The organism is Mucilaginibacter gossypii (assembly GCF_017569325.2).
GTDB lineage: Bacteria > Bacteroidota > Bacteroidia > Sphingobacteriales > Sphingobacteriaceae > Mucilaginibacter > Mucilaginibacter gossypii.
The window spans coordinates 430241-443138 of the sequence record NZ_CP071878.2 but is presented as its reverse complement, the minus strand read 5'-3'; the positions used below and the strand labels follow the sequence as shown (position 1 = coordinate 443138).

Here is a 12898-nt window from a genome sequence, read left to right as displayed (position 1 = left end):
CATAATTCAGTATAACATTAATGTATATTAAAGGCAACAAGCGAAGATGGAATCGATCTTAAGATATAAACTCATTTTTCATGCAATTTAATCTTCATATGTAATCGGTTTAATACCAGTTGCCCAACCTGCTTACCTTCTTCTGTTCCAACTATGCAGGAATTTTTAAAGTGTATGCCGCCATAAACGCGCGATATGCCCGCTTCCATTGCCGCTTCACTAAAAGATTTAAAGCTACGGGGTGCTATTCCAAACTCAGTCTCTGATGTATCCCGGTATGCAAAATTATCTCCGAATTGGTCGGTCAAAATCTCGGCTGCTGCTGCCGATATTACAGCATGGCCACTGACATATTCGGGGAATGAGGGCGTTTGAATATATGTTTTCCAGTCAGGGTCCAAATATTTGGTTATTACAGTCTCGGGGCGAACTAAATTATATTTATACTTAAAATACCAGCAGTTGATAAATGCATCGAATAAAGCAATCGATGTTTCAGCATATGCACAAACTGTGCTGCTAAAATCGGCCTTGCACGTTTCTGAGGCTATCCCCGCGATATTCATCCAATGCCCGCCTGGTGAGAACTTCTTAGTTCCGAAGGTGGCATGTCCCACAACGTTTAACTTAAAGGCATTATCATCCCAAAAATCAGCGATGTATTTTTGCTCTTTGGTAAGATTTGTACCAATAGACTTTACATCTAATACATCCTTATAAAACTGGCTATTTATGTCCTTCATATCAAATAAAGGAGGAGGTGGTGGCGCCACTTGCGAAGCAGAATCGAGTATCAAAGGCCTGATCTCTCCCCAATGCGGTTCCAATGCTTGTGAATACATAGGTGGTGTAGGTACCCAACGCCCTTCTTTTTTTGTAACCGTGTATTTGTTAGCGGATCGTGTTTGTGCATAATGATCCGTTTTGCTCCATTTCATAATGTGCTTTGCAACTACATCTGAATAGTTCACCGAATGCTCAAATACATCAGAAGGCATTCCGCCATCTTTTGCTTTCTTTTTTAATGCATCGACATATTCATCCATACTCCCCTCAGGAAATGTAACCGCATTCCCTACATAGCAAAAGGCAAGCAACGATGCAAACGGGTAATCAATTTCAACACCCGGAGCAGGTTTTGGTGTAGCGGTTAAATGCCTGATTTGACCTGCCAACGACCGGAATTTTTTAGGGTCTTGGGCGGATATTACCTCGTATGCGGCAATGTTAGCATACGCATAGTTACGGGAAGCAATGACCGGCGGAAAATTATTTTCAAGTATAATGTCATTTAACTTTTTTTCCGTAATACGGTACAATTCCGGATTATCAGTTATCCTTTGATAATCAGCTTTTTGGCAGGAACTAAGCAAAATGATAATCCCTGAAAGCCAAAGTAAAAAACGATTCATAAAAATTTATTAATTGTGACGCAGCATAGCTACTATATGAAAAGGTGCTTTATATTTGATAATATCTAAAAATGATAGCGACATTTAAATCTACTGCCCATGATAATGAGTCGGAACTATTATCCCGGTATCTTCGGGCTTTGAATTTTGCTGCGTTTTGCGATAAAACAGCTGCTTACCAATATTGCTGTATTGTATTAATTATATTTCGTCTGATTAATTATTAAAATTAAAGCTTAAATATATCGCTTATAAATTGCCTTTTTTTAACTCATCCACAGCATAGTGAGCCGCGCGTGCGGTCAGCGCCATATAAGTGAGCGATGGGTTTTGACACGCGCTTGAAGTCATGCAGGCCCCATCAGTTACAAACACATTTTGCGCGTCCCAAACCTGGTTGTGCGCGTTGAGTACCGATGTTTTTGGATCTTTACCCATACGTGCACTCCCCATCTCGTGAATGCCCTGACCAATTGCATAATTTTTATCCCAGGTTGTGATATTCTTTACCCCGGCCGCTTCATACATGGCCACCAATTCTTTAATAATATCCTTACGCATACTTAGCTCATTCTCTTTCAAACCCGCATCCATTGAAAGTACAGGCAACCCACACTTATCTTTCACATCTTTATTAAGCGTTATTTTATTATCGTGATAGGGCAAAATTTCACCAAAACCGGTTGCTCCGATATGCCATGCACCAGGTTCTGTAAGTGCATCTTTAAAATCAGCACCTATATTCATTTCCGCAACATCCCGGCTCCAGCCGTCCCTGCTGGCGCTTCCCTGGTAACCATAGCCGCGCAGAAAGTCCCTTTTATCACCAAACAAGTTAACAAAACGGGGAATATAAAAACCATTCGCTCTGCGGCCAAAATAGTATTTGTCTTCGAAGCCTTCTATTGTTCCTTGTGCGCCGAGCATATAATGATGATCCATAATATTATGTCCTAATTCGCCGCTGCTACTGCCCAATCCGCCTTGCCATACATCTGTTGCGGTATTCATCAAAACCCATGCACTGTTCAGTGCAGAAGCATTCAGGAATACAATTTTTGAATAAAATTCATAGGTTTTATTCGTTTCGCCATCCAGCACCTCAACACCAGTCGCTTTGCGGGTGTCTTTATCGTACAAAATTTTGGTTACGATTGACCATGGCCTCACGGTAAGGTTACCCGTTGCCATTGCTGCGGGCAGCGTTGAAGATTGTGTACTGAAATAACCGCCAAATGGGCAGCCCTCCCAGCACCGGTTTCTAAACTGACACTGCGTTCTTGCCTGGATAGGCGCGGTAAGATTGGCCACACGGCCTATAAACATGTGGCGCTGCCCCTTGTAAAAAGCTTTTATTCTTGATGCCACATCTTTTTCCACACAATTTAGTTGCATAGGCGGCAAGTAGTGCCCATCGGGTAAATGGGGCAAGCCCTCCATCGATCCACTTATTCCGGCAAATCTTTCTACATAGTCATACCATGGCGCCAGTTCTTTATAACGAATAGGCCAATCAACAGCAATACCATCTTTTGCATTAGCTTCAAAATCAAAATCGCTCCACCGGTAGCTTTGCCGCCCCCATAAAGTAGACCTTCCGCCTAACTGATATGAACGCCACCACGTAAACGGTTTAACTTCCACATAGGGACAATCTTTTTCATTTACCCATGACTTCATCAGGGGTTCCTGGGCCGCGGTCCCGTACATGGCCCAATCCCGGGATATAACAGGGTTATCTGTTTTCTGCTGTAAGGTAGCATTGCCCCGGTGTTCAAACTCCCATGGATCTTTGGTAGCGGTAACATAATCCTTTATATGCTCATAATTACGACCGCGTTCAAGCATTAATACTTTCAGCCCTTTTTCGGTTAATTCCTTTGCAGCCCATCCGCCGCTAATCCCCGAGCCGATTACAATAGCATCGTAGGTGTTTTGAATTTTAGCTTTGGTATTTACGTTCAATGAATCTATTGGCATTTGACTATATTTAGATTTATGGTATTCGGTTAAATTATAGTTCGGCAATTTCTATTTTTCAGTAATAAATTTCTGCTTCTTCGGATAATATAATTATCCGCCCATCATTCAACGATGGTAATTCGGTTGTATTTTACTACCACCCTATTTACAATGCAGGTAATTTTATTTTATCACTATTCCCTATACTGTATTCCATTTACTCCTTTTTTATCTGGCCTTTACCAGTACCTCTGTTTTATCATTATTTTTAGCTACGATCAGCAGCTTGTTGTTTCCGGCTTTAATCTCTTTCATATCACGTACCGCCCCTTTTATTACGATGCCGCTTACCTGAGGCTTAACTGCCGTAAAGCCACCTTTCCCGTCTCCTTTAAGCAGCAGTCCATAGCTGGCATCGTAGATCCCTGCTTCCGGTTTTGACTGGTAAAAGTTGCCTCCCAGCACAATGTCCTTTTTTCCATCCCCATCATAGTCTTTCACCACCAGCCCAAAAACCGTCGAAAACTGCGCTTCCACCGGCAATGGCTTCATCAGGAACTTGCCATTCCGCTTATTCAGCAGCACACTGCTCCGCATTTCGCAGGCATCCAGCTTAACCATCTTTTGTAACAGCTCCCTGCCAAATATACCTTCCATCGTTTGTTCCTTGTACTGAGCGTACCGCAGGTATTTCTTCTTCAGGTAGGGAAGTTCGCCTACCAGGTCATGCCTCAATGCCATCGGGTATTGTTTATCGCCGTTATAGGTGCATACTATATCTTCTATGCTGCCCGTGCCGCTAAAGTCCCCTACATACATACTTACAGGCTTCGCTCTGGTTGCCTTAAACCTGGAGTTTAGCCCGTGATTCCCGGCTACTATATCCGGGTAACCATCGCCGTCTATGTCCGCAATCTCCAGACGGTTCCACCACCCATTACTCCACTCCAGGCCCGCTTCGCGCGTTACTTCCTTTAAACGCCCCCCCTCATTATGGAATATCCGGATCGGCATATACTCCCCGCAGGCCACCAGATCTGGTTTTCCGTCACGGTCATAATCAAACCATTTGGCATCGGTAACCATACCCAATTCCGTTAAGCCCGGGGCCCTCTCGTCGGTTACATCTGTAAAATAGCCTTTGCCATTATTCTGCAGGAGATACCCCTTGCACGGGTAGCCATATTCACCCGGCTTTAACCGCACTCCAACAAACAGGTCCTGGTCCCCGTCCCCGTCAACATCTGCGGCCGTTACGCAGGAGCTGCTCTCAAACTGAAATGACGGCAACACCTGTTGCGATTTGCTGAAATTACCCTTCCCATTATTGATGTATAGCCGGTCGATCAGATCCGTCGAGTTAGCCGAGAACTCGTTGCCTCCGCTACATACATACAGGTCCTGGTCCCCGTCGCCATCCGCATCGAAAAACAAACAGTCCGTATCTTCACTGGCCTTATCCTGCTCAAACAGCTTTTCGTTGCTCCGTTTAAAACGCCCCCCTGGCGTTTGGATATATAATGCGCCTGGCTGGTCCTTGGCCCCGCAGATATAGAAGTCTTCCAAACCGTCGCCGTTGACATCGCCTTTACCTATCCGCGGGCCATCGGCCGAGTGCATCTGGAAGATCAGCTTTTCCCTGTCAAAATCTATAAAGTCATTTTCCTTGTGCACAAAATCTATCCCATGGTTATCTGTACTCTGTTCAAACACCGGCTTTGAACCGGCTGCCCCCCTCACTGCTTTCCCGGGCAGTCCCGATTCAGCCTCTTTTACCGTGATTGTCTGGTTGGGTTTTACTCCTTTTAATACTTTCTGCTTACCGCAAGGCCATTTTACCACTATCGAATCGATCTCCTTTATTTTACCCAACCCGAAATTCAAACGGGTGTCTACGCTCGATTCAAATCCCCGCGACGGAACCTGCTCCTGGTAGTTTAATGTATGATTATAGTATAACGTTACCTGTGCCCCTACGCCAAAGCGGTTCCTCCCCTCGCCCTGCAATGCTACTTTCAAATATTTATTCGCCGGCTCCAGCTTCCTGCTGTTGTTTCGGTAGATAAAAGCCGGCATATTTACATTGTTCACCACCAGGTCAAGCGCCCCATCATTATTTAAATCACCATACGCCGAACCATTCGAAAAACCCGGATCTCCAAGACCCCATTCGGCTGCCTTATTGGTAAATGACAGGTCTCCATTGTTTCGGTAGGCATAGTTAGGCACAGCCTCCGATGGCATGCTATCTATTAGCTTCTTGTAATTTATGCCTTTATTTGTCCAAACACTCCCCATCACGTTCCGATCGGATAAACGTTGAATATAATCCTGGTTTGTTAAGTCCTTATAAATACCGTTAGCGATAAAAACATCTTTGAATCCATCATTGTCAAGGTCAGTGATCAACGCTCCCCAGCTCCAATCGGTTGCATGAACTCCCGAAAGCCGGCCTATCTCGCTAAAAGTTCCGTTGCCATTGTTTAATTGGAGCGTGTTCCTGGTAAACTGGTGATAATAATCATATCTTAAATCAAGCTGGTATTTATCCCAGTTTTCAAAAGTGGTATTTGTTTTAAGCCTTGATTCTGATGCCGGAAGCATATCCGTCACAAAAATATCAGGATGTGCATCGTTGTTGATATCGGCCAGGTCGGCCCCCATTGATGCATTACTAATACTTTTCATCTGATCCTCAAGCGATTCTTTAAAGGTACCGTTGTGATTATTGATGTACAGGTAATCACGTTCAAAAAAATCGTTGGAAACATAGATGTCGTCCCAGCCATCCCCATTTACATCTCCCACACTTACCCCCAAACCAAAACCAATCACACTACCATAAATACCGGCCTGTTCACTCACATCGATAAAATGGCCGCCATCATTCCTGAATAATTTTTGCCCACCTAATAAGTCTCTTTTATTCCGTTCATTATTCTGAATATTAAAGCTGCCGATTGCCTTAAAAGAATTGCTTAACATAAAGAGGTCCAGGTCTCCGTCATGATCATAATCAAAGAAAACAGCATGGGTTGAGTATCCATTTACACCAATTCCATATTCCTTTGCCCGTTCGGTAAAAGTGAGATTACCGTTGTTAATGTATAGTTCATTCTGTTTATGATCGCCCTTAACATCGCCACTATTGCAAACATAAATATCCAACAATCCATCACCGTTAACATCTGCCATAGTAACACCGGTAGACCATCTGCCGAGCTTGGTAATTCCGGCTTTCCCGGTTATGTCTTCAAACTGAAAATTGCCTTTGTTTAAATATAGATGACTGGGCACCATGTTGCCCACCAAAAAAAGATCCGGCAATCCGTCATTATTGATATCCCCTATTGCTACACCGCCACCGTTATAAAAATTACGATAAGTAAAAATATTGAAATTAGCATCATACGATAATTGGTTAACAAAATCGATATGCGTTTCATTGGAATTTAAAAGTTCAAAAAGCTTATTGCCGCCTCCACTTTGCTTTTTTTGGCAACTGGTTAAAGCCAATAAAAAGAACACAAAACAGTACCTGATGCTAAAAACATCATGAATAGTTTTTTCTGTCAAAAAAGTAAAATTCACCTTATTTTTTTTCATCTGTCAATAAATCAGTGTAATCTACTTTTACGTGGGCGTCATCATATTTCCCGATGATAATTCGCCGGTTACCATCGACCTGCACAAAAATCGTCCCTTTAGCCGGATCCGTTATACGGATAAAGTCCTTTTCCTTATACCATTTTTTCAGCATATTTAATACATCCAACTGCAGGCTATCAGCAAACATTTGTTTATTCCAAGGGGCGAAAGCATCGTAACTAAAACTCACTCTCATTTTGCTAATTTTACCTTGCCGAAAATCAGGGTAGAAATTCATGGAAGCCGGATATTTTAATTCCTTATTTAGTTTGTATAAAACTGTTGTATTGCCGGGGCCTGCAAAAAAGATCCCTTTTTTATTCATTTCCCAACAGTGGGTATAAAACTCTTTTGAGGTCATCCCTAATTTTATTCCCTGAAACAGGTTATCTCTTCTCACCCCCCGCGAAAGTTCACTCGCTACTAAGTTTTCATACTTTCTGTCGTCTGAATTACAAGAAAATACAGAAATGAGACATACAATAACCAGGATCCCTTTAAAATATCTCATAGCTAACCACCATCTTATTTAAAACTTAACACCTCTGTTTTATCATTATTTTTAGCTACGATCAGCAGCTTGTTGTTTCCGGCTTTAATCTCTTTCATATCACGTACCGCCCCTTTTATTACGATGCCGCTTACCTGAGGCTTAACTGCCGTAAAGCCACCTTTCCCGTCTCCTTTAAGCAGCAGTCCATAGCTGGCATCGTAGATCCCTGCTTCCGGTTTTGACTGGTAAAAGTTGCCTCCCAGCACAATGTCCTTTTTTCCATCCCCATCATAGTCTTTCACCACCAGCCCAAAAACCGTCGAAAACTGCGCTTCCACCGGCAATGGCTTCATCAGGAACTTGCCATTCCGCTTATTCAGCAGCACACTGCTCCGCATTTCGCAGGCATCCAGCTTAACCATCTTTTGTAACAGCTCCCTGCCAAATATACCTTCCATCGTTTGTTCCTTGTACTGAGCGTACCGCAGGTATTTCTTCTTCAGGTAGGGAAGTTCGCCTACCAGGTCATGCCTCAATGCCATCGGGTATTGTTTATCGCCGTTATAGGTGCATACTATATCTTCTATGCTGCCCGTGCCGCTAAAGTCCCCTACATACATACTTACAGGCTTCGCTCTGGTTGCCTTAAACCTGGAGTTTAGCCCGTGATTCCCGGCTACTATATCCGGGTAACCATCGCCGTCTATGTCCGCAATCTCCAGACGGTTCCACCACCCATTACTCCACTCCAGGCCCGCTTCGCGCGTTACTTCCTTTAAACGCCCCCCCTCATTATGGAATATCCGGATCGGCATATACTCCCCGCAGGCCACCAGATCTGGTTTTCCGTCACGGTCATAATCAAACCATTTGGCATCGGTAACCATACCCAATTCCGTTAAGCCCGGGGCCCTCTCGTCGGTTACATCTGTAAAATAGCCTTTGCCATTATTCTGCAGGAGATACCCCTTGCACGGGTAGCCATATTCACCCGGCTTTAACCGCACTCCAACAAACAGGTCCTGGTCCCCGTCCCCGTCAACATCTGCGGCCGTTACGCAGGAGCTGCTCTCAAACTGAAATGACGGCAACACCTGTTGCGATTTGCTGAAATTACCCTTCCCATTATTGATGTATAGCCGGTCGATCAGATCCGTCGAGTTAGCCGAGAACTCGTTGCCTCCGCTACATACATACAGGTCCTGGTCCCCGTCGCCATCCGCATCGAAAAACAAACAGTCCGTATCTTCACTGGCCTTATCCTGCTCAAACAGCTTTTCGTTGCTCCGTTTAAAACGCCCCCCTGGCGTTTGGATATATAATGCGCCTGGCTGGTCCTTGGCCCCGCAGATATAGAAGTCTTCCAAACCGTCGCCGTTGACATCGCCTTTACCTATCCGCGGGCCATCGGCCGAGTGCATCTGGAAGATCAGCTTTTCCCTGTCAAAATCTATAAAGTCATTTTCCTTGTGCACAAAATCTATCCCATGGTTATCTGTACTCTGTTCAAACACCGGCTTTGAACCGGCTGCCCCCCTCACTGCTTTCCCGGGCAGTCCCGATTCAGCCTCTTTTACCGTGATTGTCTGGTTGGGTTTTACTCCTTTTAATACTTTCTGCTTACCGCAAGGCCATTTTACCACTATCGAATCGATCTCCTTTATTTTACCCAACCCGAAATTCAAACGGGTGTCTACGCTCGATTCAAATCCCCGCGACGGAACCTGCTCCTGGTAGTTTAATGTATGATTATAGTATAACGTTACCTGTGCCCCTACGCCAAAGCGGTTCTTCCCCTCGCCCTGCAATACTACTTTCAAATATTTATTCGCCGGCTCCAGCTTCCTGCTGTTGTTTCGGTAGATAAAGGCCGGCATATTTACATTGTTCACCACCAGGTCAAGCGCCCCATCGTTATTTAAATCACCATATGCCGAACCATTCGAAAAACCCGGATCACCAAGGCCCCATTCGGCCGCCTTATTGGTAAATGTCAGGTCCCCATTGTTTCGATAGGCATAGTTAGGCACAGCCTCCGAGGGCATGCTATCTATTAGCTTCTTAATTACCTCCTTCTCACTACCCATCATTTTTCTTACTTGTATCGGGTTAGCCATAAATTGGATATAATCCTGATCGGTTAGGTCTTTATAAATACCGTTGCTAACGAAAATGTCTTTAAACCCATCATTATCCATATCCGAGATCAGCGCGCCCCAACTCCAGTCGGTTGCATGAACTCCCGAAAGCCGGCCTATCTCGCTGAAGTTTATCTTATTTGTGACTAAGTTTTTATTCATAACCGGCCCCTGGTTCAGCTGCAAAACATTGCGAAGGAATTGCTGATAATATCCATTTTGGAGGTCGGACTGATACTTATCCCAGTTTTCAAAAGCTGTTTTTGTTTTTAACCTTGATTCCGGTTCAGGAAGCATATCAGTCACATAAATATCAGGATAGCCGTCATTATTGATGTCGGCTATGTCAGCTCCCATTGAGTTTTGGCTTAGTTCCCTAATTGCGTCGGTAAGGCACTCTTTAAAGGTACCGTCGCGATTATTAATGTAGAGGTAATCACGTTCAAAAAAATCGTTGGAAACATAGATATCGTCCCAGCCATCCCCGTTTACATCAGAAATGGTTACACCTAATCCAAAACCAATTTTGCTGCTGTATATTCCTGCTTGTTGGGTCACGTCTGTAAAATGACCACCGTCGTTACGATACAGTTTATTCCCGCCCAGGGGATCGGGAGTATTACGCTGATCTTTGATCAAGTCATAGTTCCCTACCGAACGAAACGAATTATTAAGAAGGTAGCAATCCAGGTCTCCGTCGTGATCGTAATCAAAGAAAACAGCATGAGTACACAAGCCTTTATTATTTAACCCGTATTCGGCCGCTTTTTCGGTAAACGTGAGGTTACCATTATTAATGAATAACTGATTACTTCTGTTTTTTCCGGAAAAATCGCCCGACTTACATATATAAATATCCAACAGCCCATCGCCGTTAATATCCGCAAAGGTAACGCCAGTTGACCAGACACCTGCCGAAGAGAGTCCGGCCTTATCGGTTATGTCTTCAAACTGAAAGTTGCCTTTGTTTAAATAGAGTCTGTTTGATTTTTGATTTCCGCAAAGGAAAACATCCGGCAAGCCGTCATTATTAATATCTCCAATACCAACACCCCCACCGTTATAAAAATTACGGTAGGTATAAACATTCAATTGTTCGGTATATTTAACATCATTGGCAAAAGTTATTCCTGTAGATGATGAAGGAAGCAGTGAAAAAAGTTTGTTGCCTTCGTCTTTTTTAGGCTCACTGGTATTGCAGCCAATCAAAAATAAAAATGCAAAAAACAACACCTGCCGAATATAGCTGGCCCCGGTGCATGAAGCATATATCTTTGCCGCCATAACGGAACGCCAAAAGGCTGTGAAAAATAAAATGACCTTTGGGGAACTACGTTTTATTGGAGAATAAACCAATAATACAATTAGCTCATGAATAATATTAAGTACCGGTTTAATCATTCACTTTATATAAAATAAGTTCCTTTTCACCTTGTTCAAATATTGTAGCCGTCGCAATTTCTAAACCTGATGAGTTGACAACAACTCAATCAAAACAGCAAAACACAACCAACTAATAATCAAACAATTAAACCAACATCCAGGTCAATTAGGTAAATCCGTGGTATTTAATGAGGAAAGCAAGTGATTTATTACTTGCTTTCCTTAAAAGAGCACCTTTACTAACTCAGGTATTTTATCAATACCCGGGGTTTTGTTTCAGGTTTGGATTTGCATTAATTTGAGGTTCGGGTACCGGGAAAATATTAACGTGAGCATCCGGATCGGCCGGGTGAAAACGGTACGCGTCATTATAAACACCAAAACGGATCATATCCTGCCTTCTGTAGCTTTCTGCGAACATTTCCCGGCCGCGCTCTGCTAAAAATATTAAAGGAGTTAAACTGGTAAATGGTGCAACCCCTCCATGTACTGTTCGGATTTGATTAACCAGTGCAAGCGTAACCGGATCGTTCCAATTGCCACTTTTTCTGGCTAATAATTCGGCCTTCATCAGCAAAATATCGGCGTATCTATAAATTGCCAAATCATTATCCAAACTTGTCTGCATACCTTTATAAAATTGCCATTTACCAATACGTGCACCTGCCTGTCTCCAGGCATTGGGCTGCAGTTCGTTAATGTAAGGGGTAAAGGTAATAGGCGGACCATTAGGATCCGTCACATCTGCACCGCCGTCTGTTAAGGGGGTTACCCCATCAGCCTGGTATTGAGGTCCAACAAGGAAATTATTCAGCATCCTCTTATCGAGGGTACCGGTAGTAGGTGTACCTTTGGGGTCAAGACCTACAACTGTTCCCTGCGGGCCCGGATTTTGCGCCGGGTCAATATAGGATTGGTAAAATTCCTGTACCGAAGCAAATCCATTCCATGGCTGGTTATTCATTTGATAAGTATTCTGGCTTTGCAAGTGCAAAGTCTCCATATTCATATTAAAGCCGCCCGCTTTAACCCCATCAAACGGTATCGCCCAAATAGACTCGGTTGAACCCGTATTATTCCTTGAAAAATTGTCGGCGTAATTATTCATCAGCGTATACTTACCGGAATTAATAATTACATCACATGCAGCTAATGCTTTGTCATATTGTGGGGTTCCGGTATAAGTTTGGGCATTTAAATATAACTTGGCCAAAGTTGCTTCAGCAACATAATAAGTAACACGGCCATAGTATGGGCCATCGCCTGTGCCTATTTTGGGTAGTTTTTCAATATTTGCCAGTAATTCTGATTCAATAAAAGCGTAAACTTCGGCCCGGCTTTTGGTTGCTGGGGGTTTGGTATCCGAAAAATCAGTAGTGATAGGCACGTTGCCAAACAAATCAAGCAGCCAGTAGTAGTAAATGGCCCTTAAACATTTTAATTCTGCTACATAAGTAGCAGCAGTTGGTGATTTACTTACAGCCAGGGCGGCTAAAATTTTGTTACAAGTGGTAACCCCGCCGAAACCAAGGCTCCAGCCATTAGCTGGTTGTGAATCGGTGCTGTTGGTTTTATGTGTTTTTAAACGTACCCAGTGGCCACCGTCACCCCAGTCCGCGCCCCGTGTTGGTACAACAACCTCGTCGGTAGTAACCTCATTTAAGTTAAAGAAAGCACCGTTATAACCATAAATAGAAGAATATGCAGCGCCCACAGCGGCCGCCAGTTGCTTATCTGTTTTATAAAAACTATCCTCAGTTACCTGATCGTAGAGCAATGCTTTTTCATCCAGCTTTGTACATGAAGCCGCAGCAAGAAACACCAGCAACGAATATCTTGTTAATGATTTATGTTTCATAATT

6 protein-coding genes are annotated in these 12898 nt (G+C 43.5%); all 6 read right to left on the bottom strand.

Annotated elements, in window-relative coordinates; all coding sequences use genetic code 11:
* Positions 1-71: 71 nt before the first annotated feature.
* The 6 genes from J3L18_RS02060 to J3L18_RS02035 all read right to left on the bottom strand — a co-directional run bounded on the left by J3L18_RS02060 (position 72) and on the right by J3L18_RS02035 (position 12894).
* On the bottom strand, positions 72-1412 hold the full coding sequence (locus tag J3L18_RS02060; protein ID WP_129571962.1) for a vanadium-dependent haloperoxidase: 1341 nt from the start codon (positions 1410-1412) through the stop codon (positions 72-74).
* 249 nt (positions 1413-1661) lie between these two features.
* Positions 1662-3392 carry a GMC oxidoreductase gene (locus J3L18_RS02055; RefSeq protein WP_129571961.1) on the bottom strand — a complete coding sequence of 577 codons (1731 nt, stop codon included), beginning with the start codon at positions 3390-3392 and terminating at the stop codon, positions 1662-1664.
* Between the two features lie 210 nt (positions 3393-3602).
* Positions 3603-6980 (bottom strand): VCBS repeat-containing protein, encoded by a 3378-nt coding sequence (locus J3L18_RS02050; RefSeq protein WP_208102520.1) that lies wholly within the window; start codon positions 6978-6980, stop codon positions 3603-3605.
* The gene (locus J3L18_RS02045; protein WP_129571960.1) at positions 6967-7533 is read right to left on the bottom strand and encodes a hypothetical protein; all 567 of its coding nucleotides are present in this window, start codon (positions 7531-7533) and stop codon (positions 6967-6969) included. Before J3L18_RS02045 ends, J3L18_RS02050 begins: the two co-directional genes overlap by 14 nt.
* A 14-nt stretch (positions 7534-7547) precedes the next feature.
* Positions 7548-10937, bottom strand: a complete 3390-nt coding sequence (locus J3L18_RS02040; RefSeq protein ID WP_311085248.1) for a VCBS repeat-containing protein — start codon at positions 10935-10937, stop codon at positions 7548-7550.
* Between the two features lie 355 nt (positions 10938-11292).
* Positions 11293-12894, bottom strand: coding sequence for a RagB/SusD family nutrient uptake outer membrane protein (locus tag J3L18_RS02035; RefSeq protein WP_129570518.1), 1602 nt, complete (start codon positions 12892-12894; stop codon positions 11293-11295).
* Between the last annotated feature and the right edge of the window lie 4 nt (positions 12895-12898).

Coding starts and splice junctions, on each gene's coding strand:
- J3L18_RS02035 (WP_129570518.1), bottom strand. CDS start 12,894: ATGAAACATAAATCATTAACAAGATATTCGTTGCTGGTGTTTCTTGCT.
- J3L18_RS02040 (WP_311085248.1), bottom strand. CDS start 10,937: ATGGCGGCAAAGATATATGCTTCATGCACCGGGGCCAGCTATATTCGG.
- J3L18_RS02060 (WP_129571962.1), bottom strand. CDS start 1,412: ATGAATCGTTTTTTACTTTGGCTTTCAGGGATTATCATTTTGCTTAGT.
- J3L18_RS02045 (WP_129571960.1), bottom strand. CDS start 7,533: ATGAGATATTTTAAAGGGATCCTGGTTATTGTATGTCTCATTTCTGTA.
- J3L18_RS02055 (WP_129571961.1), bottom strand. CDS start 3,392: ATGCCAATAGATTCATTGAACGTAAATACCAAAGCTAAAATTCAAAAC.
- J3L18_RS02050 (WP_208102520.1), bottom strand. CDS start 6,980: ATGAAAAAAAATAAGGTGAATTTTACTTTTTTGACAGAAAAAACTATT.